Raw genomic sequence first — 22,183 nt, 5'->3', positions numbered from 1 at the left:
GCCATGAGCAGCAAAACCTCCCTCGACAAAAGCAGGATCAAGTTCCTCTTGCTCGAAGGCATTCACCCCTCGGCCGTGGAGGTGCTGCGCGCCGCCGGCTACACCAACATCGAGTCGCTGCCGGGCGCGCTGCCCGACGCCGAGCTCAAGGCGAAGATCGCCGACGTGCATTTCCTGGGTATCCGCTCGCGCACCCAGCTGACGGCCGAGGTGTTCGCCGCCGCCCACAAGCTGGTGGCCGCCGGGTGCTTTTGCATCGGCACCAACCAGGTCGACCTGGAAGCTGCCCGCGAGCACGGCGTGGCGGTGTTCAATGCCCCGTATTCCAACACCCGCTCGGTGGCCGAACTGGTGCTGGCCGAAGCCATCCTGCTGCTGCGCGGCGTGCCCGAGAAGAGTGCGGTGGCGCACCGCGGCGGCTGGCTCAAGTCGGCCGACAACGCGTTTGAAATCCGCGGCAAGACGCTGGGCATCGTGGGCTACGGCTCCATCGGCGCGCAGCTGTCGGTGCTGGCCGAGGCGCTGGGCATGCACGTGGCCTTCTTCGACGTGGTCACCAAGCTGCCGCTGGGCAATGCGCGCCAGGTGCGCGAGCTGCACCAGCTGCTGGCCCAGAGCGACATCGTGACGCTGCACGTGCCCGAGACGCAGGCCACGCAATGGATGATCGGCGCGGCCGAGATCGCGGCCATGAAGCCCGGCGCCATCCTGATCAATGCCTCGCGCGGCACGGTGGTCGAGATCGACTCGCTGGCCGAGGCCCTGAAGACGAAAAAGCTGCTGGGCGCCGCCATCGACGTGTTTCCGGTGGAGCCGCGCAGCAACAAGGACGAGTTCCAGTCGCCGCTGCGGGGCCTCGACAACGTGATCCTGACGCCGCACATCGGCGGCTCGACCATGGAGGCGCAGGCCAACATCGGGCTGGAAGTGGCGGAAAAGCTGGTCAAGTACAGCGACAACGGCACTTCGACGTCTTCCGTCAACTTCCCTGAAGTGGCGCTGCCTGCGCACCCTGGCAAGCACCGGCTGCTGCACGTCCACCGGAACGTGCCTGGGGTGCTGTCCGAGATCAACAAGATCTTTTCGGACAACCAGATCAACATCTCCTCGCAGTTCCTGCAGACGAACGAGAGGATCGGCTATGTGGTGATGGACATCGACGCGGCATCCTCGGACCTGGCGCTGGAGAAACTGGCGAAGGTGGGCGGGACGATTCGCAGCCGCGTGCTGTTCTGAGACCCCCTGGGGGCGGGGAGCCCTCCGGGAGCCATGCTTAGCACAAGGCCGTAGCAACCGTCACGAGGCAAGTCCCCAGGCGCTGCCCTAAAATCCCCAGCCCGGCTATGGGCGCGCAGCGCCCGGCCGAGGCGCCCCACCCGATGAATGCTCCGACTGCGTTGAACACGCTGTTGGCACAGGCCGCAGAGCCTGTCCGACTGCGCGAGATCCCGTACAACTACACCAGCTTCTCCGATCGCGAGATCGTGATTCGCCTGCTGGGCGAACGCGGCTGGGAACTGCTCCAGACCTTGCGGGCCGAGCGCCGCACCGGCCGATCGGCCCGCATGCTCTATGAAGTGCTCGGCGACATCTGGGTGGTGCAGCGCAACCCGTACCTCGTCGACGACCTGCTCGACAACCCGCGCCGCCGCGGCCAGCTGGTCGATGCCCTCAGGCACCGCCTGACCGAGGTGCAAAAGCGCCGCACCCCCGACAGCGACCTGCCGCGCGACCAGCTCGTGGGCGAGCTCACCGGCCTCGTGGGCGAGGCGGTCGCCGCCTTCGACACCAAGTTCCGCGACGTTGCCGCTCTGCGCCGCAAGGCCACGCGCGTGCTGGGCCGGCTCACGGCCAAGGACAACATCAAGTTCGACGGGCTGTCGCGCGTGTCGCACGTCACCGATGCCACCGACTGGCGCGTGGAGTACCCCTTCGTCGTGCTGTGCCCCGACACCGAGGTCGAGATGGCGCTGCTGGTGAAAGGCTGCATCGAGCTGGGCCTGACCATCATTCCGCGCGGAGGCGGCACCGGCTACACCGGCGGCGCCATCCCACTGACCTGGAACAGCGTCGTCATCAACACCGAGAAGCTCGAGGCTATGACCGAGGTCGAGCACGTCTCGCTGCCCGGCCTGGCCGACCCCGTGCCCACCATCTGGACCGAAGCTGGCGTGGTCACGCAGCGCGTGGCCGATGCGGCCGAGCGCGCGGGCTTCGTCTTCGCGGTCGATCCGACGTCGGCCGAGGCCTCGTGCGTCGGCGGCAACGTCGCCATGAACGCCGGCGGCAAGAAGGCCGTGCTATGGGGCACGGCGCTCGACAACCTCGCCTCGTGGCGCATGGTCACGCCGCAGGCCGAATGGCTCGAAGTCACGCGCATCGGCCACAACCTCGGCAAGATCCACGACGCCGAGAGCGCCGTGTTCGAGCTGCAGTACTACGCTGCCGACGGCAAGACCAAGCTGCGCACCGAGCGCCTGGACATCCCTGGCCGCACCTTCCGCAAGGAAGGCCTGGGCAAGGACGTGACCGACAAGTTCCTCTCGGGCCTGCCGGGCATCCAGAAAGAGGGCTGCGACGGCCTCATCACCAGCTGCCGCTGGGTGGTGCACAAGATGCCCTCGCACACGCGCACCGTGTGCCTCGAATTCTTCGGCAACGCCAAGGACGCGGTGCCCAGCATCGTCGAGATCAAGGACTTCATGTTCGCCGAGCAGAAACGCTCGGGCGTGCTGCTGGCCGGCCTCGAACACCTGGACGACCGCTACCTCAAGGCGGTGGGCTACGCCACCAAGTCGAAGAAGCACGGCGGCCTGCCGAAGATGGTGCTGTTCGGCGACATCGCCGGCGACGACGCCGATGCGGTGGCCCGTGTCACCTCCGAGGTGGTGCGGATCGCCAACTCGCGCAGCGGCGAAGGCTTCATCGCCATCAGCCCCGAGGCGCGCAAGAAGTTCTGGCTCGACCGCAAGCGCACGGCCGCCATCAGCAAGCACACCAACGCCTTCAAGATCAACGAAGACGTGGTGATTCCGCTGCCGCGCATGGCCGAGTACAGCGACGGCATCGAGCGCATCAACATCGAGCTGTCGCTGCAGAACAAGCTCGCGCTCACCGACGAGCTCGAAGCCTTTCTCATGCGCGGCAACCTGCCGCTGGGCAAGACCGACGATGCGCACGAGATTCCGGCGGCCGAGCTGCTCGAAGACCGCGTGGCACAGGCCGTGGCGCTGGTGCAGGAAGTGCGCACGCTCTGGGCCGGCTGGCTGCAGAACGTCGATGCGCTGTTCCCGCAACTGCAGGACCACAGCCTGCGTGCGAGCTGGAAGACGCAACTGCGCCAGCCGCTGCAGGAGATTTTCTCGGGCGCCGAGTTCGCGCCGATCCTGGCCGAGTGCACGGCCATCCACAAGCGAGTGCTCAAGGGCCGCGTGTGGGTCGCGCTGCACATGCACGCGGGCGACGGCAACGTGCACACCAACATCCCCGTCAACAGCGACAACTACGACATGCTGCAGACCGCGCATGCCGCGGTGGTGCGCATCATGGCGCTGGCGCGCAGCCTCGACGGCGTGATCTCGGGCGAGCACGGCATCGGCATCACCAAGCTCGAATTCCTGAGCGACGAAGAACTGCGCCCGTTCACCGAATACAAGGCCAGGGTCGACCCCGAAGGCCGCTTCAACAAGGGCAAGCTGCTGCGTGCGCCTGCCGGCGAGGCGCAGACGCTGCACGCCGACCTGACCAACGCCTACACGCCGAGCTTCGGCCTCATGGGCCATGAGTCGCTGATCATGCAGCAGAGCGACATCGGCGCCATTGCCGACAGCGTGAAGGACTGCCTGCGCTGCGGCAAGTGCAAGCCTGTGTGCGCCACGCACGTGCCGCGTGCCAACCTGCTCTACAGCCCGCGCAACAAGATCCTCGCGACCTCGTTGCTGGTGGAGGCCTTCCTCTACGAAGAGCAGACCCGGCGCGGCATCAGCATCAAGCACTGGGAAGAGTTCGAGGACGTGGCCGACCACTGCACCGTGTGCCACAAGTGCCTCACGCCGTGCCCGGTGAAGATCGACTTCGGCGACGTGTCGATGAACATGCGCAACCTGCTGCGCAAGATGGGCCAGAAGAGCTTCCGTCCTGGCAATGCGGCCGCGATGTTCTTCCTGAATGCGACCAATCCGCAGACCATCAAGGCGGTGCGCGCGGGCATGGTGGGCATCGGCTTCAAGGCGCAGCGCATGGCCAACGACCTGCTGCGCGGCCTCGCGAAGAAGCAGACGGCCGCACCGCCAGCCACGCTCGGCCCGGCGCCGATCAAGGAGCAGGTGATCCACTTCATCAACAAGAAGATGCCGGGCAACCTGCCGAAGAAGACGGCGCGCGCGCTGCTCGACATCGAGGATGCCGACTACGTGCCGATCATCCGCAACCCGAAGGCGACCACCTCCGAGACAGAGGCCGTCTTCTACTTTCCGGGCTGCGGTTCGGAGCGCCTGTTCTCGCAGGTCGGCCTTGCCACGCAGGCGATGCTCTGGCACGCGGGCGTGCAAACCGTGCTGCCGCCGGGTTACCTGTGCTGTGGCTATCCGCAGCGCGGCAGCGGCCAGTTCGACAAGGCCGAGAAGATGATCACGGACAACCGCGTGCTCTTCCATCGCGTGGCCAACACGCTCAACTATCTCGACATCAAGACGGTGGTGGTGAGCTGCGGTACCTGCTACGACCAGCTGCAGGGCTACCAGTTCGACAAGATCTTCCCGGGCTGCCGGATCATCGACATCCACGAGTACCTGCTCGAAAAGGGCATCACGCTTGCCGATGCGGGCGGTGGCGGCTACCTGTACCACGATCCCTGCCATTCGCCGATGAAGCTGCAGGACCCGATGAAGACAGTGAAGGCGCTGGTCGGTGACAACGTGCTCAAGAACGACCGCTGCTGCGGTGAGTCGGGCACGCTGGGCGTGTCGCGGCCCGACATCTCGACGCAGATCCGCTTCCGAAAGGAAGAAGAGCTGAAGAAGGGTGAAGCCGCGCTGCGCGACTCCGGCAAGGTCGGCGCACAGGACAACGTGAAGATCCTCACCAGTTGCCCGAGCTGCCTGCAAGGCCTCTCGCGCTACGGCAACGACCTGAACAATGGCCTGCTCGAAGCCGACTACATCGTGGTCGAGATGGCCAACAAGATCCTCGGTGCCGACTGGATGCCGACCTATGTGGCCGCAGCCAATCAGGGCGGGATCGAGCGGGTGCTGGTGTGACGAGGGTACAGGGCTGCGTGCTGTGCGAGGGGCCGGGTGGTCGCCTCGTGTTCGAGGGCGCGAAGCTGCGCGTCATCCATGCGGAAGAGGCGGGCTTTCCGGCTTTCTATCGCGTGGTGTGGCGTGACCATGCGGCGGAGTTCTCAGACCTTGATGCAGCGGACCGCACGCTGTGCATGGAAGCAGTGGCGGTCGTCGAGCGGTGCCTGCGCGAGCATCTGAAGCCGGCCAAGATCAACCTCGCGGCGCTCGGCAACATGGTGGCGCATCTGCACTGGCACGTGATCGCGCGCTTCGCAGACGACAGCCATTTCCCGGGCTCGGTGTGGGCGCCGGTGCAGCGCGAACGCAATGCGGCACAGGAAGCGGATATCGCCGCGCGCCTGCCAGCCCTCGAGGCTGCGATGATCGAACGCTTGGGCAACAGGAGTTTCTGATGGCAGGCTTGAAACCGGGCGCACCGACGCCGCAATCGATCACCGTGCACGGCCAGTCGCGCGTGCTCGAAGTGGGCTTCTCCGATGGCGCGACCTTTCGAATCCCTTTCGAGCTGATGCGCATCTACTCGCCGTCGGCCGAGGTGCAAGGCCATGGCCCGGGCCAGGAAATCCTTCAGACGGGCAAGCGCGAGGTCGAACTCGTCGACCTCGAAGCGGTCGGCAACTACGCCGTGCAGCCGACCTTCAGCGACGGCCACAACACGGGCATCTACTCGTGGGACCTGCTCTACGAACTGGGCGAGAAGCAGGCCGAGCTGTGGGCCACCTACGAGCGCCGCCTTCTCGAAGCGGGCGTCGACCGCGACACGCCGATGATCGACAAGAGCGGCCACGCCTGCGGCAGCCACTGAGCGCGCGAATTCGCCTGAAAATCCGCGCCGCGCTATTGAAAAGATAGCCCTACCCCCAGGAAGGGCGGGACGAAAAAAGCAACAAATGCCCGCCGTGCGCGCGGGGTCGTCGGCTTGATGTGAAGGCTTCCGGCCTAACATCGGTTGCATGAGTACCACACACTTCGGCTTCGAAACAGTCGACGAAAGCGAGAAGGCCCGCCGCGTTCGCGGTGTCTTCGATTCGGTTGCCTCGCGCTACGACGTCATGAACGACCTGATGTCGGCCGGCCTGCACCGCGCCTGGAAGGCGTACACCGTGATGGTCGCGAACGTGGGCGAAGGCTCGCGCGTGCTCGACATCGCTGGCGGCACCGGCGACCTCGCGCTGGCCTTCGCAAAGAAGGTCGGCGCCAGCGGGCAAGTGGTTCACACCGACATCAACGAGGCCATGCTGCGCACTGGTCGCGACCGCCTGCTCGATGCCGGCGTGGTGCTGCCCACCATGGTCTGCGATGCCGAGAAGCTGCCTTTTCCGGACAACCACTTCGACGTTGTCACGGTGGCCTTCGGCCTGCGCAACATGACGCACAAGGACATCGCGCTCAAGGAAATGAACCGCGTGATCAAGCCGCGCGGCAAGTTGCTGGTGCTCGAATTCTCGAAGGTCGCGAAGCCGCTCGCAAAGGCCTACGACTGGTACTCCTTCAACGTGCTGCCCCGCCTGGGCAAGCTCGTGGCCGGCGACGACGCGAGCTATCGCTATCTCGCCGAATCGATCCGGATGCACCCCTCGCAAGAGGAGCTCAAGACCCTCATGAAAGAGGGCGGTTTCGGACATGTGGACTATCACAACATGACGGGTGGCATCGCCGCCCTCCATGTTGGAATCAAATGTTGATGAAGCGAATCTTTCGCTCAAGAGGAGACGACATGAAGAGTTTGGGTTCTTTATTTTTGGCCGCTGCATTGGTGCTGGGCAGTGTCCAGGCCGAGGCTGCCCGCATGGGCGGTGGCAAGTCGGTGGGGCGCCAGTCGTCCAACGTGACGCAGCGCGAGTCCGCATCGCCCAGCGCGCCTTCGCAGCAGAGTGCGACCAACGCGGCGGCGGCGAAGCCCGCAACGCCCGCACCCGCCGCCGCTGCACCGAAACGTCCGTGGGGCGCGATGCTCGGCGGTCTGGCCGCTGGCCTTGGCCTCGCATGGCTCGCAAGCTCGCTCGGCCTCGGTGCCGGCTTCGGCAACATCCTGCTGATCGGCCTGCTCGTGCTGGCCGGCGTGGTGGTGTGGCGCATGATCAAGTCGCGCTCGCAACCTGCCGGCAATCGCCAGGGCGGCTTCGCGTTCCAGGGCGCAGGCGGCAGCCCCGCCAATGCCAGCGCACCGGTGCAGTACAGCCCGGCCAACGTGGGTAACGATGCGTCGGCGCGTCCGTGGGAGCGCAATGCAGCGGCCTTCGACGCCACGCCTTCGAACGACGCACCGCATGGCAGCAGCCTCTCGGCAGCGGGCGCCGCGGCCGGTGGCAGCATGATCGGCTCGGCACTTGCCGGTTCGCAGTCCTGGGGCATTCCCGCGGGCTTCGACATCGACGGCTTCCTTGGCGCAGCCAAGCGCAACTTCGTGACGCTGCAGGACGCATGGGACCGCGCCGACGTGTCGATGCTGCGTTCGATGATGACCGACGGCATGGTCGACGAGATCCGCGCGCAGCTGGCCGACCGGGCCAGCCACACCGGCGGTGCCTCGAACAAGACTGAAGTCGTGATGCTCGACGCCAAGCTGCTGGGCATCGAAGAGCTGCCCGACGCCTACATGGCCAGCGTGGAGTTCTCCGGCATGATCCGCGAAGACGCCTCGGCCGGCCCGGGTCCGTTCCGCGAAGTGTGGAACATGACCAAGCCGACCAGCGGCAACAGCGGCTGGCTGGTGGCTGGCGTGCAAGCACTGCAGTAAATAAAGGCTCGCCCCCAGGGTTCGCGCGCTTCGTGTCGCTTCTCCTACCCCCTGCCGGGGGCAACACCAGCAGCCCGGCAAAGCCGGTTCTGCGGTGTTTCTGGAAAAGGGCATGCGGTCCATGAGTCGCGGGGCGCGACAGTGACGGGATAATGGGGACATGGCCACACCATCGTCCCCATTTTCTTTTCTCGGCGACCTCTTCAACCGCATCGGCGAGCGCCTGCAGCCGCCGGACTGGGCCGTTCACGAGATCCAGCACCGCGCGGTCCTGTTCCTGAACCATGTGCTGCAGCAGGAGCCCGAGGCCCAGCAGCGGCTGCTGCGCCAGCAGGGGCGGGTGGTGCGCTTCCAGTGGCGCTTCGTGACCATGGAACTGGTGGCCACGCCGGCCGGCCTGCTCGACCTGGCTCCCGCCGGTTCGGTGCCCGAGCTCACGCTCACCGTCACCGACGATTCCCCCTTCGATATCGCCCGCGCCACGCTGCGCGGCGACAAGCCGGCCGTGCAGATCATCGGTGACGTGCAGCTGGCAGCCGAGGTCAACTGGCTGGTCGACCACGTGCGCTGGGACGTCGAGGACGACCTTGCCCGCGTGATCGGCGACGTGCCTGCGCACACTCTGGGCAACGGTGTGCGGCGTGTCGTGGGCGCGCTGCGCCAGTTCGTCGGCGACCGCACGGCCAAGGCTGGCGGCTCGACGGCCGGCTCGGCGAGCACGGCCGAATGAGGCGCTTCTACCGCGGACTGTTCATTGTCTGGGTCGCGCTGCGCTACGGCCTCGACGAGCTCGTGCTCACGAGCTTCCGGAAGCCCTGGCTGCTCGTTGTGGCGCGTGTCGTTTCGATCGGGCGCAACCTCGACGCGCCGCGCGGCCAGCGGCTGCGCGAGGCGCTCGAGCGCCTCGGCCCCATCTTCGTGAAGTTCGGCCAGGTGCTGTCGACCCGGCGCGACCTGCTGCCGCCCGACATCGCCGACGAGCTGGCCTTTTTGCAGGACCGCGTGCCGCCGTTCCCGTCGGCGGTGGCCATTGCCACCATCGAACGCGCATTCCGCCGCCCGGTAGGCGACGTGTTCGTGCAGTTCGACGAAACGCCCATTGCCAGCGCGTCGATCGCGCAGGTGCATTTCGCGACCATCCGCACCAACCAGGGCGATGTGCGCGAAGTGGCGGTCAAGGTGCTGCGCCCCAACATGCGCGGCGTGATCGAGAAAGACCTGGCGCTGATGGCCATGATGGCCGGCTGGCTCGAAAACCTCTCGGCCGACGGCAAGCGCCTGAAGCCGCGCGAGGTGGTCGGCGAGTTCGACAAGTACCTGCACGACGAGCTCGACCTGGTGCGCGAGGCCGCCAACGCCGCCCAGCTGCGCCGCAACATGGCCGAGCTCGACCTGGTGCTGATCCCCGAGATGTTCTGGGACTTCTGCCATCCCGAGGTCATCGTGATGGAGCGCATGAAGGGTGTGCCCATCGCGCAGATGGACCGCCTGCGCGCGGCCGGCGTCGACATTCCCAAGCTGGCGCGCGACGGCGTCACGATCTTCTTCACTCAGGTGTTCCGCGATGGCTTTTTCCACGCCGACATGCACCCCGGCAACATCCAGGTGAGCCTGGAGCCCGAGACCTTCGGGCGCTACATCTCGCTGGACTTCGGGATCATCGGCACGCTGACCGAGTCGGACAAGGAATATCTCGCGCAGAATTTCGTGGCCTTCTTCCGGCGTGACTACAAGCGCGTGGCCGAACTGCACCTCGAAAGCGGCTGGGTGCCGGTGGGCACCCGCATCGACGAGCTGGAGGGTGCCATCCGCACCGTCTGCGAGCCGTACTTCGACCGGCCGCTGAAAGAGATTTCGCTGGGCATGGTGCTGATGCGCCTGTTCCAGACCTCGCGCCGCTTCCACGTCGAGATCCAGCCGCAGCTGGTGCTGCTGCAGAAGACGCTGCTCAACATCGAGGGCCTGGGTCGCAACATCGACCCAGAACTCGACCTCTGGGCCACAGCCAAGCCTTTCCTCGAGAAGTGGATGGTCGACCAGATCGGCCCCAAGAAGCTGCTGCAGCAGCTCAAGGCCGAGGCGCCGCGATACGCCAAGCTGCTGCCCCAGCTTCCTCGATTGCTGCACGATTTCCTGGAAAATCGCCCGTCCGACAACCGCCGCGAGCTGCTCGAACTGCTGGCCGAGCAGAAGCGCACCAACCGGTTGCTCCAGACCATCGTGTACGGTGGCATAGGTTTTGTATTGGGGTTGCTCGCCATGCAACTGCTGGTGCGCGTGCGCTTGTTCTAGAGGAGTTTCCGCCGTGTTGTTGACGCTGGTCATCGTCTATCTGCTGGTCACCATCGCAATCGGCCTCTATGCCGCCAAGCGGGTGAAGAACACCACCGACTTCGCCATTGCCGGGCGGCACCTGCCGCTCTTCATGATCGTTACGACCACCTTTGCCACGTGGTTCGGCTCCGAAACGGTGCTCGGCATCCCGGCGAAGTTCATCGAGGGCGGGCTCAACGGCGTGGTCGAGGACCCGTTCGGCGCGGGCACCTGCCTGATCCTGGTGGGCCTGTTCTTCGCGGGCAAGCTCTACCGCATGACACTGCTGACCATCAGCGACTACTACCGCGAGCGCTACGGCCGTACGGTGGAAGTGGCCTGCTCGCTGATCATCATGCTGAGCTACCTGGGCTGGGTGTCGGCGCAGGTCACGGCGCTGGGGCTGGTGTTCAACCTGCTGTCGGGCGACGCCATCAGCATTCCGGTGGGCATGGTGATCGGGGTGGTCTCGATCCTGGCCTACACGCTGTTCGGCGGCATGTGGTCGGTGGCGGTGACCGACTTCATGCAGATGATCATCCTGGTGGCTGGCCTGGCCGTCATCGCGGTGTTCGCGGGCAACATGGCCGGCGGCGCCGACAAGGTGGTGGCCTTTGCCGTGAGCAAGGACCTCTTCAAGTTCTGGCCCGAGCCGAGCTGGCACGACATGGTGTTCTTCTTCGCGGCTGCCATCACGATGATGCTTGGCTCGATTCCGCAGCAGGACGTGTTCCAGCGCGTGATGTCGGCCAACAGCGTCAAGGCGGCCCAGCGCGGCCCGGTGATCGGCGGCGTGGCGTACATCCTGTTCGCCTTCGTGCCGATGTTCCTGGTGGCCAGCGCGCTGCTGATCATGCCGGAGCAGACCGCCACGCTGCTGAAGGAAGATCCGCAGAAGGTGCTGCCCACGCTGGTGCTGCAGAAGATGCCGTTCGTGATGCAGGTGCTGTTTTTTGGTGCGCTGCTGTCGGCCATCAAGTCGACCGCCTCGGCCACCTTGCTGGCGCCCAGCGTCACCTTCACCGAGAACATCTGGCGCCAGTTCCGCCCGGCCGGCACCGATCGCCAGAACCTCATGACGATGCGCATCACGGTGCTGCTGTTCAGCGCCGCCGTGCTGGCCTACGCCATTCGCATGCAGGGCACCCCGATCTACGAATTGGTGTCGGGTGCCTACCAGGTGCCGCTGGTGGGGGCCTTCGTGCCGCTGGTGTGCGGCCTGTACTGGCGCCGCGCCAGCACCCAGGGGGCAGCCGCTTCGATCGTCCTGGGCATCGGCGTGTGGCTGCTGTTCCTTTGGATGCCCTGGGGCAGCGCGTTCCCGGCCCAGCTGGCGGGCGTGCTGTGCTCGTTCGTGGGCATGGTGGCCGGCTCGCTGCTGCCGCAATGGTTGGCGAACACTCACACGCCGCACCGCCCGCTGGCCACCGAGCCAGCCTGAAGCCCGGGCTCGGCGGTCGGGCTGGGCGCCCTTTGGCAGGGGCGCCCCTATAATCGAGGGCTTTGCGAGCGGCAGCTGCGCCGCTTTTTGACCTCATTTCCCATGCCCATCTACGCCTACAAGTGCAGCGCCTGCGGCTTTGCCAAAGACGCCCTGCAAAAGATGTCCGACGCGCCCCTGACGGTGTGTCCGGCGTGCGGTGCGAGCGCATTCGAAAAACAGGTCACGGCCGCCGGCTTCCAGCTCAAGGGCTCGGGCTGGTACGTGACCGATTTCCGTGAGGGCGGCGGCAAGAAGGCCGAGCCTGCCACGGCGCCCGTGTCGAGCGACGGTGCCAAGTCCACCGAATCTTCCTCTTCCGCCGCCACGCCGAGCCCCGCTCCGGCGCCCGCGGCACCGGCCCCCGCGCCGGCTGCTGCCGCCAAGAGCGGCGACTGATCGATCACCATGCTCGCCCTGCGCAAATGGTTGCTGTCCGGCCTGCTGGTCATCGTGCCGCTGGTCATCACGCTCGGCGTGCTGAACTGGATCATCGGCACGCTCGACCAGACGCTGTGGCTGCTGCCTGAGCAATGGCAGGTCTGGCTCAGCGACCACAAGGTGCGCGGCCTGGGCGTGCTGCTCACGCTGGCGATCCTGCTGGTGGTGGGCGCCACCGCCAGCAACTTCGTCGGCAAGCGCCTGCTCGGCTGGGGCGACGCCGTGGTGCGCCGCATTCCGGTGGTGCGCTCGATCTACTCCAGCGTCAAGCAGGTGTCGGACACGCTGTTCTCCGAGAACGGCAATGCCTTTCGCACTGCGGTGCTGGTGCAGTGGCCGCGCGAAGGCGTGTGGACCATCGCCTTCGTCACCGGTGCGCCCGGCAACGAAGTCGCTGAACACCTCGGCGAAGAGGAATTCCTCAGCGTCTACGTGCCGACCACGCCCAACCCCACGGGCGGCTACTTCGTGATGCTCAAGCGCAGCGATTGCATCGAACTGAAGATGAGCGTGGACGAAGCGCTCAAGTACATCGTCTCGATGGGGGTGGTCGTTCCAGGCGGCCCCACCACGGTGGCGGTGAAATCTTCCAACTCATAAAAAACGAACGCGCCGACAAGGCGCCGGAATGGATTCCTATGGCCATGCGTACTCACTATTGCGGTCTCGTGACCGAAGCCCTGCTGGGCCAAACCGTCACCCTGTGCGGCTGGGTCAACCGTCGTCGCGACCACGGTGGCGTGATCTTCATCGACGTGCGTGACCGCGAAGGCTACGTGCAGGTGGTGTGCGACCCCGATCGCGCCTCCACCTTCGCCGTGGCCGAGAACCTGCGCAACGAGTTCTGCGTGCAGATCACCGGCCTCGTGCGCGCGCGCCCCGAAGGCACGACCAACGACCAGCTCAAGAGCGGCAAGATCGAAGTGCTGTGCCACGAACTGAAGGTGCTGAACCCCTCGGTCACGCCCCCGTTCCTGCTGGACGACGACAACCTGTCGGAAACCACCCGCCTCACGCACCGCGTGCTCGACCTGCGCCGCCCGGCCATGCAGCGCAACATGATGCTGCGCTACAAGGTGACGATGGAAACGCGCAAGTTCCTCGATGCCAACGGCTTCATCGACATCGAGACGCCGATGCTCGGCAAGTCCACGCCCGAAGGCGCGCGCGACTACCTCGTGCCCAGCCGCGTGCACGACGGCAGCTTCTTCGCGCTGCCGCAGTCGCCCCAGCTGTTCAAGCAGCTGCTGATGGTGGCCGGCTACGACCGCTACTACCAGATCGTGAAGTGCTTCCGCGACGAAGACCTGCGCGCCGACCGCCAGCCCGAATTCACGCAGATCGACATCGAGACCTCGTTCCTCGCCGAAGAGGAAATCCGCGAGATGTTCGAAGGCATGATTCGCAACGTTTTCCGTAACGCCGCTGGCATCGACCTGCCGGTGTTCCCGACCATGACGTATGCCGACGCAATGTTCAAGTACGGCTCGGACAAGCCCGACCTGCGCGTGAAGCTCGAATTCACCGAGCTGACGGAACTGATGAAGCGCGTCGAGTTCAAGGTGTTCTCGAATGCCGCCACCATGACCGGTGGCCGCGTGGTGGCGCTGCGCGTGCCCGGCGGCGGCGCCGAGGGCGGCCTGTCGCGCGGCGAAATCGATGCGTACCAGGAGTTCGTCAAGATCTACGGTGCCAAGGGCCTGGCCTACATCAAGGTCAATGACGCACAAGCCGGCCGCGAAGGCCTGCAGAGCCCGATCGTGAAGAACCTCGACGACAGCACGCTGGCCGAGATCATCGCCCGCACGGGTGCCCGCAACGGTGACATCCTGTTCTTCGGCGCCGACAAGGAAAAGGTCGTCAACGACGCCATCGGCGCGTTGCGCGTCAAGATCGGCCACAGCGCCTTCGGCAAGAAGGCGGGCCTCTTCGACGACCGCTGGGCACCGCTGTGGGTGGTGGACTTCCCGATGTTCGAGTTCGACGAGGAAGGCCAGCGCTGGAGCGCCGTGCACCATCCGTTCACCGCGCCGAAGGACGGCCATGAAGACCTCATGGACACGGCTCCCGAGAAGTGCATTGCCAAGGCCTACGACATGGTGCTCAACGGCATCGAAATGGGCGGCGGCTCGGTGCGTATCCACCGCGAGGAAGTGCAGAGCAAGGTGTTCCGCGCGCTGAAGATCAGCGCCGAAGACGCGCAGCTCAAGTTCGGCTTCCTGCTGGACGCGCTGCAGTACGGCGCGCCGCCGCACGGCGGCATTGCCATCGGCCTGGACCGCCTCGTCATGCTCATGACCGGCGCCGAGTCGATCCGCGACGTGATCGCCTTCCCCAAGACCCAGCGCGCGCAAGACCTGCTGACGCAGGCGCCGAGCCCGGTCGACGAGAAGCAGCTTCGCGAGCTGCACATCAAGCTGCGCAACACGCCCCAAGCCGCCTGATGCTCTGAGGCGCCCATGACGACCAGCCCTCGACCCTGGAAGATCCCGGAGTCGGTGCTGGTCGTGATCCACACGCCGGCGCTCGATGTGTTGCTGATCCGGCGTGCGGATGCCGAGACCGACTTCTGGCAGTCGGTCACGGGCAGCAAGGACGCGGCCGATGAGCCGCTCGCGCTCACCGCGGCGCGCGAGGTGGCCGAGGAAACCGGCATCCAGTGCGGCGAAGGCACGGCGCTGGCCTCGCAACTGGTCGACTGGCAGCTGCGCAACGTCTACGAGATCTACCCCCGCTGGCGCGCCCGCTACGCGCCCGGTATCACCCACAACGCCGAGCATCTGTTCGGCCTGTGCGTGCCCGAACGCATCACGCCCACGCTCGATCCGCGCGAGCACACCGACTGGCGCTGGCTGCCGTACCACGAAGCGGCGGATGCCTGCTTTTCCCCATCGAATGCCGAAGCCATTCTGTTGCTGCCAGAATTTGCGCGATGAACCAGCCGGCAGCAGCAGTAGCAGCAACGCAGAACCTCCGGGTCGCGACCTACAACATCCACAAGGGTGTTCAAGGCATCGGACCCGCACGGCGGCTCGAAATCCACAACCTCGGCCACGCCATCGAGCAACTCGACGCCGACATCGTCTGCCTGCAGGAAGTGCGCAAGATGAACCGGCAGGCGGCCGCCCGTTTCGCGCGCTGGCCCGAGTTGCCGCAGGCCGATTTCCTCGCGCCCGAGGGCTACACCGCCGTCTACGAAACCAATGCCGTCACGCGCCACGGCGAGCACGGCAATGCGCTGCTCACGCGCTGGCCGGTGCTGCGAATCAACCATCAGGACATTTCCGACCATCGCTTCGAACAGCGCGGGCTGCTGCACGTGGTGATCGACGTGGAGGGTCGGCGGGTGCACACCATCGTGGTGCACCTCGGGCTCATCAAGGGCAGCCGGGTTCGGCAGATTGCGCGCCTGCGCGAGTTCATCGACCGCGAGGTGCCGCCCGACGAGGCCGTTGTGGTGGCAGGCGACTTCAACGACTGGGGCGCGCGCATGCGCTACGCCATGAATGCCATGGGCCTGCGCGACACCAGCGACCTGCGCGGTCCGCGCACGCTCACGTACCCCTCGCGCCTGCCGGTGGCGCAGCTCGACTTCGTCTACGGACGCAGGCTGGAGCCGCTGGCCTGCACGGTGCCGCGCGGCCCCATCTGGGCTCGCATGTCCGACCACCTGCCGCTGGTGGCCGATTTCATGCTCCTTAATTGATAGCATTGCTCCAAGAAGGGACGGGCGTTGCGGGCCCGAATGTCTGGAGCCATTCACTGGTACGATCCCCGCCATGCTGAGGAAAACCGACGTCGACCCGCGCCCCGATCGAAACGACGATGACGAGGGTACGCCCGTCTCTGTGAAGATCCGTGAGCGCCTCACCGCGGCGCGCAAGCGCTTCAACGCCAACGACAACATTGCCGAGTTCATCGAGCCCGGCGAGCTGGAGGCCTTGCTCGACGAGGTCGAGGTCAAGATGAAGGGCGTGCTCCAGAGCCTGGTCATCGACGTCGAGAACGACCACAACACCGACAACACTGCGCGCCGCGTCGCCAAGATGTACCTGAACGAGGTGTTCCGCGGCCGCTACGTGGCGCCGCCCTCGCTCACCGAGTTTCCCAACGCCGAGCATCTGAACGAGCTGATGATCGTCGGCCCGATCACCGTGCGCAGCGCCTGCTCGCATCACTTCTGCCCGATCATCGGCAAGCTCTGGATCGGCGTGATGCCCAACGAGCACACCAACGTGATCGGCCTGTCGAAGTACGCGCGCCTGGCCGAGTGGGTCATGGGCCGTCCCCAGATCCAGGAAGAAGCCGTGGTGCAGCTGGCTGACCTGATCCAGGAAAAGACGCAGCCCGACGGCCTCGCGCTGGTCATGGAAGCCGAGCATTTCTGCATGGCCTGGCGCGGCGTGAAGGAAATGGACAGCAAGATGATCAACTCCGTGATGCGCGGCGTGTTCCTCAAAGACCCGAGCCTGCGCCGCGAATTCCTCTCCCTCCTGCCAAGAAAGAGCTGAGCCATGCTGGTCCGACTTCTCTACGCCAGCCGCGCCGTCGACACCAGCCCCGAGGCCATCGAGGCGATTCTTGCGCAATCGCGCACGCACAATACGACCTGCGGCATCACCGGCATCCTCTGCTACGGTGCCGGCACCTTCCTGCAAGCCATCGAGGGTGGCCGCATGGCCATCAGCGAGCTCTACGGCCACATCCAGCGCGATGCGCGCCACAAGGACGTGGTGCTGCTGCACTACGAAGAGATTTCCGAGCGCCGCTTCGGCGGCTGGACGATGGGACAGGTCAACCTGTCGAAGCTCAACGCATCGACGCTGCTGAAGTACTCCGAAAAGCCCGAGCTCAACCCGTACGCGGTGTCGGGCAAGGTTTCGCTGGCGCTGCTCGAAGAGCTGATGGCCACCGCCGCCATCGTCGGCCGTCACTAGTCCGGCAGGGGTGCCGCTCTCTGCATTCGCGCTGATCCTGCTCGCCGGGATCGTTCACGCAGGCTGGAACATCGCCGCCAAGAAGGCGAACGGTGATGCGCGCTTCAGCTTCCAGACCAGCGTGTTCAACATGCTCATCTGGGCGCCCGTGGGCATCACGCTGGGCTGGAACGTGGTGCCCGGCTGGGGCGTGACGGAGTGGGGCTTCGTCGTGCTCAGCGGCGTGCTGCACATCTTCTATTTCATCGTGCTGCTGCGCGGCTATCGCAAGTCGGACCTCACGGTGGTCTACCCGCTCGCGCGCGGTTCGGGGCCGCTGCTGTCGTCGCTGGTGGCGGTGCTTTTCCTGGGCGAGAAGATCAGCCTGGTTGGCGTGGCAGGCATCGCAGGCGTGGTGGGCGGCGTGTTCCTCGTTGCCGGCGGGCCCAAGCTGTGGCGCAAGGCGCATGACCCGGCGCAGCGCGAGCGCGTGCACAAGGGCATCCGCTACGGCGTGCTGACCGGCGGCTTCATCGCGGCGTACACCGTGGCCGACAGCTACGCGGTCAAGTTCCTCGCGATGTCGCCGATCCTGCTCGACTACTTCGGCAATCTCGTGCGCATGGTGCTGCTGGCGCCTGTCGCGCTGAAGGACCGTGCGACCACCGCGCGCATGTGGCGCGAGCAGTGGAAGTACGCGCTGCTGGTGGCGGCGGTCAGCCCGGTGTCGTATGTGCTGGTGCTGTACGCGGTGCAGCAGGCGCCGATCTCGCACGTCGCGCCGGCGCGCGAGGTGTCGATGCTGTTCGCCGCGTTGATCGGCGGCCACCTGCTGCGCGAAGGCGACCGGCTGCTGCGGCTGCTCGGCGCGCTGTTCATCGCCGCCGGGGTGGTGGCGCTCGCGATGGGCTGAGGCGATGGTGCTGTTCGGCTGCGACTTCTCCAGCGCGCCGACGGCACGCAAGCCGATCGTGATCGCTGTCGGAGAACTGGCCGGTGCCGACCGCGTCAGGCTGACCAGCCTGCAGCGCTTCGCGACGCTCCAGGCGTGGGGCGAATGGCTGTGCGCCACGCCGTCCTGGACCGGCGGTTTTGACTTTCCCTTCAGCCTGCCGCGCGAACTCGTCGAGCATCTGCGATGGCCCCTGCAGTGGAAGCCGCTGATGGCCCACTACGTCAGCCTGGGCCGTGCCGAAATCCGCGAGACCTTCGCTGCGTTCTGCGCGGCGCGCCCGGTCGGCGGCAAGTTCGCGCACCGTGCGACGGACGGGCCTGCGGGCTCCAGCCCCTCGATGAAGTGGGTCAACCCGCCAGTGGCCTACATGCTCCATGCGGGCGTGCCGCGCCTGCTGGCGGCCGGTGCGCGCATTCCAGGCCTGCACGCAGGCAGCGGTGCCGACCGTATTGCGCTGGAGGCCTACCCCGGCCTGCTGGCGCGCGAGCTGATCGGGCGCCGCAGCTACAAGAGCGACGACCTGCAGAAGCAGACGCCCGAGCGGCACGCCGCACGCGCCGACCTGCTGGCCGCGCTCGAGGCCGGGACAACCCGCCTCGGCCTGCGGCTCTCCATCACCAGGCCGCAGCGCGCCGAACTGTTGGCCGACGCCCGCGGCGACGACATCGACGCAGTGCTGTGCCTCCTGCAGGCGGCCTGGGGCCTGCAGCGCGCCGGCAGCCCCGGACCGGGCCATGGCCTGCCGGAAAGCGTCGACCCGCTTGAAGGATGGATCGTCAGCGCCTGAGCCTTGTTGTCCTACACCGCTTCGGGCTTCCGTCGGCATTCGCCGTCACCGGCCGGGGCCTAGATTGAAGTCAGTGGGTCATTCCGGCCCACGAATTTCACTACCCCGAACAGGAAGGAAGCGACATGAACAAGGACCAAGTGGCAGGCCGCGTCGAGGAAGCCAAGGGCAAGCTGAAGGAAGTCACCGGCAAGGTCGTGGGCAACGAAAAGCTCGAGGGCGAGGGCATTGCCGACCAGGCCGCCGGCAAGGTGCAGAAGACCTATGGCGACGTCAAGGAAAAGGCCAAGGACGCGATCAAGTCGGGCGCCGACAAGTTTTGACCGAACAGGGCGGCGGGCACACCCCGCAGCCCTTTTCCATCTCCGTGAGTGACTGGAGGATTCCCATGAACAAATCGAATCAATACATCGCCATGCCGCATTCGCGTGCGTGGCTTGCCGTGCTCGTGGCCGGCGCAGCGCTGACGCTGGCCGCCTGCGACAAATCCGACAACCGCACCGCGGGCGAGAAGCTCGACAGCGCTGTGGCAAAGACCGAGCAGGCCGCCGATACCGCGGCCGCCAAGACCGGCCAGGCTGTCAAGGACGCCACGGCCAAGGTCGAGTCGTCCAGCACCACCGCCGAGGTGAAGGAAGGCATGGCCAATGCCAAGGAAGCGGCCAAGGATGCCGGCGCGGCGATGAGCGCGACGGTGAACGATGCCGCCATCACGGCTTCCGTGTCCGCGGGCCTGGCCAAGGATCCGGACCTGAGCGCGATCAAGATCAACGTCGACACCAAGGCCGGCGCGGTGAGCCTGAAGGGCCCGGCACCCACGGCGGCAGCCAAGGCGCGTGCCGAAGAGATCGCCAAGGGCGTGCAGGGCGTGACGTCGGTGAGCAACCAGCTCGAAGTGAAGGGCTGATTGATTGCCCTGGCGAGCTTTACTCGGCCACCCATGAAAAAGCCCGGTTCGACCGGGCTTTTTCATGGGCGGGGCACGCAGCCCCTGATTGGTTCAGTTCAGTGACCGAGCCAGTCCTTCAGCTCGTCAGCATGCTCTTCCTCGTCCGAGAGGATGTCTTCGAGCATGCGGCGCGTGGTCGGGTCCTTGTCGCCGATCAGCGCGATCATCTGGCGGTACGACTCCACTGCGATGCGCTCCGCGATCAGGTTGGCGCGCACCATCGATTGCAGGTCGGTCGACTCGTCGTAAGCCGCGTGGCTGCGCTCCAGCAGGCGCGAGGGCGCGAAGTCGGGCTCGCCGCCGAGCTGCACGATGCGCTCGGCAATGCGGTCGGCATGGCCCGACTCTTCGTTGGCATGCACCAGGAACTCGTCGGCGATGGCGGGCGATTCGACGCCGTTGGCGGTGAAGTAGTGGCGCTTGTAGCGCAGCACGCAGACCAGCTCGGTGGCCAGCGCATCGTTCAGCAACTGGACGACGTCGTCGCGCCAGGGGCCGTAGCTGGGGGTGACGGCGCCGTCGTCGAGGCTCTTGCGCGCGGCATCGAGGCCGCCCTGGTCGAGCACCAGGTGCTTGTGTCCGTTGGTCTTGGAGGAAACATCGGCTTTCATGGAGGGTCCTTTCGTGGGGGGCTTGGGGTCTTCTGCATCAACGTGTTGACCAGGTCAGCCACGTCGGATGTCTTCAGTACCGCCGCCAGCACGGCCGTGGCCGACAGCAGTCGCCATGGCCTGACGAGCACCAGCACCGCGCCGGTGGCCGCGGCGGCCGCCATCAGCTTGGCCGGCTCCTTGCGCGCGTAGTGCTCGAGCAGCGGACGCGCCAGCTGGCCGACCGCATGCGCGGGGTGCCGGCGCCACCAGCGTTCCACCACGCTGCGGCCCACACCGAGCCACACGTTGTTTCTCGTTCCTCCTCCTTCTCTTCTTCCTCTTTCTCCTCGCGGGTTGCGCGGGTGCTGGTCATGCGGCGGCGCAGCAGCCGAGGCTTCGTGCTGCGCGTATTCCAGATCGTCGTTGTCGGGTGCGTCAGCGCCGTCGTTCAGCTGCCGCACAAGCGCGCGGCGCGAGAGGGCCAGGCGCTGCTGCGGGGTGAGGAGATGACGTTCAGCGCTGGCCATGGCGGGCTCCGGTGTCGCGCAAGGCCTGCAGGTCGGCGTCGAGCTGCGAGCGCAGGTCGTCGAAACCGTGGCCCGGCACGGGCCGTGTCGCATACCACGCACAGATGGCCGCGATCACCACGGCCACGGCCGGCACGGCCACCAGCACCCAGTGAAAGCTGCCGTGCATCACGCCGAGCAGCACGGCCACGCCTATGAGCCCGAGGGCCAGCGTGGCGCTGGCCATCGCCAGCAAGGCCGCGACGAGCCGGGCGACGAGGCCGCGCCCCGCCTGCGCGGATTCCTGGCGGACGAGGGCGGCGTAGTTGGCGAGATGTTCAGCAACGAGATCCGGATGCCCGAGCACCGTGGAAAAAATCGGATGAAGCATGGTGCCGGGAACCGGTGCAGCGACGGAAATTCAGCGGCGAATCAATAGTCGTCCCGGCTGCGGCGGCTGGCCAGCACGATGAGTGCCGTGATGGCTGCGCCGGCGGCTGCAGCCAGCAGTACGGAGCGCACTGGCTGGTCGGAGATGTAGCGGCCGGTGACGTCGGCAGCCTGTTCGATGCGGCGCTGCGCACGTGCGCTGGTGGTGGACGCGGCGTCCAGGCCGCGCTGAACGGCTTGCTGCACGCGGGCTGCGAGCTGCTCGACACCCGGTTCGGCATCGCGTTGCAGGTCGCGGACCTTTTCGCCCGCCGCATTCACCGCGTTCTGTGCGTAGGCGCGGGTGGTTTCGACCGCTTCACGCGCGGTCTGGCGCACGTCGTCGGCGAGTTGCGAGGGAGTCTTGGTCGTCGTGTTCATGTGAGGTCCTTTCCGGAAAAATGAAATGCGCAAGCCTGTTGATCGTAACGACGCTACTTGCGTCGAAGCAAGCCGGCAAGGAAGCTCGCAATCGCGAGGATCGCGAAGATCACGAAAAGGATCTTGGCAATGCCCACCGCGCTGGCGGCGATGCCGCCGAACCCGAACAGGGCCGCGATCAGGGCGATGACCAGAAACACCACGGCGTAATGCAGCATGTGGAACTCCTTCGAGGCTTGCCTCGTCGTTATGAAAAACCATCGCATCCGCAACCTCGCGCAGAGGCTTCGGATGGCATGGGTGCAACCTTAAGTGGGGGCATGCCCCCGACCTGTCAGCGGCCAGGGGCGGGGTGCGTAGGAGATGGCCGAGTCGCTCTGCGCCCGCGCG

The 22,183-nt window shown here is 66.2% G+C and carries 25 protein-coding genes; 20 read left to right on the top strand and 5 right to left on the bottom strand.

Annotation, left to right across the window (positions count from 1 at the left end; all coding sequences use genetic code 11):
• Positions 1 to 3 precede the first annotated feature (3 nt).
• From serA to ACTG4X_RS27745, 20 genes are all read left to right on the top strand, one after another.
• Positions 4 to 1,236: a phosphoglycerate dehydrogenase gene (gene serA, locus ACTG4X_RS27840; RefSeq protein ID WP_093077456.1), complete on the top strand. Its 1,233-nt coding sequence runs from the start codon at positions 4 to 6 to the stop codon at positions 1,234 to 1,236.
• A gap of 143 nt (positions 1,237 to 1,379) precedes the next feature.
• Positions 1,380 to 5,258: a DUF3683 domain-containing protein gene (locus ACTG4X_RS27835; RefSeq protein ID WP_093077613.1), complete on the top strand. Its 3,879-nt coding sequence runs from the start codon at positions 1,380 to 1,382 to the stop codon at positions 5,256 to 5,258.
• A complete protein-coding gene (locus ACTG4X_RS27830) occupies positions 5,255 to 5,695 on the top strand; it encodes an HIT family protein (protein WP_440532455.1) in 441 nt (146 codons plus the stop codon). Before ACTG4X_RS27835 ends, ACTG4X_RS27830 begins: the two co-directional genes overlap by 4 nt.
• Positions 5,695 to 6,108, top strand: a complete 414-nt coding sequence (locus ACTG4X_RS27825; protein ID WP_093057472.1) for a gamma-butyrobetaine hydroxylase-like domain-containing protein — start codon at positions 5,695 to 5,697, stop codon at positions 6,106 to 6,108. Before ACTG4X_RS27830 ends, ACTG4X_RS27825 begins: the two co-directional genes overlap by 1 nt.
• A gap of 148 nt (positions 6,109 to 6,256) precedes the next feature.
• Positions 6,257 to 6,988 carry a bifunctional demethylmenaquinone methyltransferase/2-methoxy-6-polyprenyl-1,4-benzoquinol methylase UbiE gene (ubiE, locus tag ACTG4X_RS27820; protein WP_093057473.1) on the top strand — a complete coding sequence of 244 codons (732 nt, stop codon included), beginning with the start codon at positions 6,257 to 6,259 and terminating at the stop codon, positions 6,986 to 6,988.
• Between the two features lie 32 nt (positions 6,989 to 7,020).
• On the top strand, positions 7,021 to 8,043 hold the full coding sequence (locus ACTG4X_RS27815) for a Tim44 domain-containing protein (protein WP_093057474.1): 1,023 nt from the start codon (positions 7,021 to 7,023) through the stop codon (positions 8,041 to 8,043).
• A gap of 160 nt (positions 8,044 to 8,203) precedes the next feature.
• Complete coding sequence (locus tag ACTG4X_RS27810; protein WP_093057475.1) at positions 8,204 to 8,773, top strand: ubiquinone biosynthesis accessory factor UbiJ; 570 nt, start codon at positions 8,204 to 8,206, stop codon at positions 8,771 to 8,773.
• Positions 8,770 to 10,335: a ubiquinone biosynthesis regulatory protein kinase UbiB gene (gene ubiB / locus ACTG4X_RS27805; RefSeq protein WP_093077450.1), complete on the top strand. Its 1,566-nt coding sequence runs from the start codon at positions 8,770 to 8,772 to the stop codon at positions 10,333 to 10,335. Before ACTG4X_RS27810 ends, ubiB begins: the two co-directional genes overlap by 4 nt.
• 13 nt (positions 10,336 to 10,348) lie before the next feature.
• Positions 10,349 to 11,797: a sodium:solute symporter family protein gene (locus ACTG4X_RS27800; protein ID WP_440532454.1), complete on the top strand. Its 1,449-nt coding sequence runs from the start codon at positions 10,349 to 10,351 to the stop codon at positions 11,795 to 11,797.
• A 102-nt stretch (positions 11,798 to 11,899) separates the two neighbouring features.
• Entirely contained in the window at positions 11,900 to 12,235 is a 336-nt protein-coding gene (locus ACTG4X_RS27795) for an FmdB family zinc ribbon protein (protein WP_093077447.1), read from the top strand.
• A gap of 9 nt (positions 12,236 to 12,244) precedes the next feature.
• Positions 12,245 to 12,877: a DUF502 domain-containing protein gene (locus ACTG4X_RS27790; protein ID WP_093057479.1), complete on the top strand. Its 633-nt coding sequence runs from the start codon at positions 12,245 to 12,247 to the stop codon at positions 12,875 to 12,877.
• Between the two features lie 38 nt (positions 12,878 to 12,915).
• Entirely contained in the window at positions 12,916 to 14,721 is a 1,806-nt protein-coding gene (gene aspS / locus ACTG4X_RS27785) for an aspartate--tRNA ligase (protein ID WP_093057480.1), read from the top strand.
• Positions 14,722 to 14,736: 15 nt separating this feature from the next.
• Positions 14,737 to 15,213, top strand: coding sequence for a dihydroneopterin triphosphate diphosphatase (gene nudB / locus ACTG4X_RS27780; RefSeq protein WP_440532453.1), 477 nt, complete (start codon positions 14,737 to 14,739; stop codon positions 15,211 to 15,213).
• Positions 15,210 to 15,983 (top strand): endonuclease/exonuclease/phosphatase family protein, encoded by a 774-nt coding sequence (locus ACTG4X_RS27775; RefSeq protein ID WP_440532452.1) that lies wholly within the window; start codon positions 15,210 to 15,212, stop codon positions 15,981 to 15,983. Before nudB ends, ACTG4X_RS27775 begins: the two co-directional genes overlap by 4 nt.
• 73 nt (positions 15,984 to 16,056) lie before the next feature.
• Positions 16,057 to 16,788 carry a GTP cyclohydrolase I gene (gene folE / locus ACTG4X_RS27770; RefSeq protein ID WP_093057483.1) on the top strand — a complete coding sequence of 244 codons (732 nt, stop codon included), beginning with the start codon at positions 16,057 to 16,059 and terminating at the stop codon, positions 16,786 to 16,788.
• A gap of 3 nt (positions 16,789 to 16,791) precedes the next feature.
• Positions 16,792 to 17,214, top strand: a complete 423-nt coding sequence (locus tag ACTG4X_RS27765) for a BLUF domain-containing protein (protein ID WP_093057484.1) — start codon at positions 16,792 to 16,794, stop codon at positions 17,212 to 17,214.
• Positions 17,215 to 17,224: 10 nt separating this feature from the next.
• Complete coding sequence (locus tag ACTG4X_RS27760) at positions 17,225 to 18,106, top strand: EamA family transporter (protein ID WP_097198210.1); 882 nt, start codon at positions 17,225 to 17,227, stop codon at positions 18,104 to 18,106.
• 4 nt (positions 18,107 to 18,110) lie between these two features.
• On the top strand, positions 18,111 to 18,935 hold the full coding sequence (locus ACTG4X_RS27755; RefSeq protein ID WP_440532451.1) for a DUF429 domain-containing protein: 825 nt from the start codon (positions 18,111 to 18,113) through the stop codon (positions 18,933 to 18,935).
• A gap of 125 nt (positions 18,936 to 19,060) precedes the next feature.
• Positions 19,061 to 19,258 (top strand): CsbD family protein, encoded by a 198-nt coding sequence (locus tag ACTG4X_RS27750; RefSeq protein WP_440532450.1) that lies wholly within the window; start codon positions 19,061 to 19,063, stop codon positions 19,256 to 19,258.
• Between the two features lie 65 nt (positions 19,259 to 19,323).
• On the top strand, positions 19,324 to 19,842 hold the full coding sequence (locus ACTG4X_RS27745) for a BON domain-containing protein (protein WP_093178722.1): 519 nt from the start codon (positions 19,324 to 19,326) through the stop codon (positions 19,840 to 19,842).
• Positions 19,843 to 19,940: 98 nt separating this feature from the next.
• Here ACTG4X_RS27745 and ACTG4X_RS27740 read toward each other — a convergent pair whose 3' ends face one another.
• The 5 genes from ACTG4X_RS27740 to ACTG4X_RS27720 are packed head-to-tail and all read right to left on the bottom strand — an operon-like array spanning position 19,941 to position 22,011.
• A complete protein-coding gene (locus tag ACTG4X_RS27740) occupies positions 19,941 to 20,495 on the bottom strand; it encodes a ferritin-like domain-containing protein (RefSeq protein WP_440532449.1) in 555 nt (184 codons plus the stop codon).
• Positions 20,492 to 21,004: a hypothetical protein gene (locus ACTG4X_RS27735; RefSeq protein ID WP_440532448.1), complete on the bottom strand. Its 513-nt coding sequence runs from the start codon at positions 21,002 to 21,004 to the stop codon at positions 20,492 to 20,494. Before ACTG4X_RS27735 ends, ACTG4X_RS27740 begins: the two co-directional genes overlap by 4 nt.
• Positions 20,991 to 21,374 carry a hypothetical protein gene (locus tag ACTG4X_RS27730; protein ID WP_440532447.1) on the bottom strand — a complete coding sequence of 128 codons (384 nt, stop codon included), beginning with the start codon at positions 21,372 to 21,374 and terminating at the stop codon, positions 20,991 to 20,993. The genes ACTG4X_RS27735 and ACTG4X_RS27730 overlap by 14 nt, the downstream gene beginning before the upstream one ends.
• Positions 21,375 to 21,415: 41 nt before the next feature.
• A complete protein-coding gene (locus tag ACTG4X_RS27725) occupies positions 21,416 to 21,793 on the bottom strand; it encodes a hypothetical protein (RefSeq protein ID WP_093058053.1) in 378 nt (125 codons plus the stop codon).
• A 53-nt stretch (positions 21,794 to 21,846) separates the two neighbouring features.
• Positions 21,847 to 22,011, bottom strand: coding sequence for a DUF1328 domain-containing protein (locus ACTG4X_RS27720; protein WP_007837165.1), 165 nt, complete (start codon positions 22,009 to 22,011; stop codon positions 21,847 to 21,849).
• Positions 22,012 to 22,183: the final 172 nt, after the last annotated feature.

This window comes from Variovorax sp. YR566 (assembly GCF_051992195.1).
Taxonomy (GTDB): Bacteria; Pseudomonadota; Gammaproteobacteria; order Burkholderiales; family Burkholderiaceae_C; genus Variovorax.
This window is presented reverse-complemented; position numbering and strand designations above follow the sequence as displayed.

Excerpts from the sequence above, each read along its gene's own strand:
- serA (WP_093077456.1), top strand. The coding sequence starts at position 4 with ATGAGCAGCAAAACCTCCCTCGACAAAAGCAGGATCAAGTTCCTCTTG.
- ACTG4X_RS27835 (WP_093077613.1), top strand. The coding sequence starts at position 1,380 with ATGAATGCTCCGACTGCGTTGAACACGCTGTTGGCACAGGCCGCAGAG.
- ACTG4X_RS27825 (WP_093057472.1), top strand. The coding sequence starts at position 5,695 with ATGGCAGGCTTGAAACCGGGCGCACCGACGCCGCAATCGATCACCGTG.
- ubiE (WP_093057473.1), top strand. The coding sequence starts at position 6,257 with ATGAGTACCACACACTTCGGCTTCGAAACAGTCGACGAAAGCGAGAAG.
- ACTG4X_RS27815 (WP_093057474.1), top strand. The coding sequence starts at position 7,021 with ATGAAGAGTTTGGGTTCTTTATTTTTGGCCGCTGCATTGGTGCTGGGC.
- ACTG4X_RS27810 (WP_093057475.1), top strand. The coding sequence starts at position 8,204 with ATGGCCACACCATCGTCCCCATTTTCTTTTCTCGGCGACCTCTTCAAC.
- ubiB (WP_093077450.1), top strand. The coding sequence starts at position 8,770 with ATGAGGCGCTTCTACCGCGGACTGTTCATTGTCTGGGTCGCGCTGCGC.
- ACTG4X_RS27795 (WP_093077447.1), top strand. The coding sequence starts at position 11,900 with ATGCCCATCTACGCCTACAAGTGCAGCGCCTGCGGCTTTGCCAAAGAC.
- ACTG4X_RS27790 (WP_093057479.1), top strand. The coding sequence starts at position 12,245 with ATGCTCGCCCTGCGCAAATGGTTGCTGTCCGGCCTGCTGGTCATCGTG.
- aspS (WP_093057480.1), top strand. The coding sequence starts at position 12,916 with ATGGCCATGCGTACTCACTATTGCGGTCTCGTGACCGAAGCCCTGCTG.
- nudB (WP_440532453.1), top strand. The coding sequence starts at position 14,737 with ATGACGACCAGCCCTCGACCCTGGAAGATCCCGGAGTCGGTGCTGGTC.
- ACTG4X_RS27775 (WP_440532452.1), top strand. The coding sequence starts at position 15,210 with ATGAACCAGCCGGCAGCAGCAGTAGCAGCAACGCAGAACCTCCGGGTC.
- folE (WP_093057483.1), top strand. The coding sequence starts at position 16,057 with ATGCTGAGGAAAACCGACGTCGACCCGCGCCCCGATCGAAACGACGAT.
- ACTG4X_RS27765 (WP_093057484.1), top strand. The coding sequence starts at position 16,792 with ATGCTGGTCCGACTTCTCTACGCCAGCCGCGCCGTCGACACCAGCCCC.
- ACTG4X_RS27755 (WP_440532451.1), top strand. The coding sequence starts at position 18,111 with ATGGTGCTGTTCGGCTGCGACTTCTCCAGCGCGCCGACGGCACGCAAG.
- ACTG4X_RS27750 (WP_440532450.1), top strand. The coding sequence starts at position 19,061 with ATGAACAAGGACCAAGTGGCAGGCCGCGTCGAGGAAGCCAAGGGCAAG.
- ACTG4X_RS27745 (WP_093178722.1), top strand. The coding sequence starts at position 19,324 with ATGAACAAATCGAATCAATACATCGCCATGCCGCATTCGCGTGCGTGG.
- ACTG4X_RS27740 (WP_440532449.1), bottom strand. The coding sequence starts at position 20,495 with ATGAAAGCCGATGTTTCCTCCAAGACCAACGGACACAAGCACCTGGTG.
- ACTG4X_RS27735 (WP_440532448.1), bottom strand. The coding sequence starts at position 21,004 with ATGGCCAGCGCTGAACGTCATCTCCTCACCCCGCAGCAGCGCCTGGCC.
- ACTG4X_RS27730 (WP_440532447.1), bottom strand. The coding sequence starts at position 21,374 with ATGCTTCATCCGATTTTTTCCACGGTGCTCGGGCATCCGGATCTCGTT.
- ACTG4X_RS27725 (WP_093058053.1), bottom strand. The coding sequence starts at position 21,793 with ATGAACACGACGACCAAGACTCCCTCGCAACTCGCCGACGACGTGCGC.
- ACTG4X_RS27720 (WP_007837165.1), bottom strand. The coding sequence starts at position 22,011 with ATGCTGCATTACGCCGTGGTGTTTCTGGTCATCGCCCTGATCGCGGCC.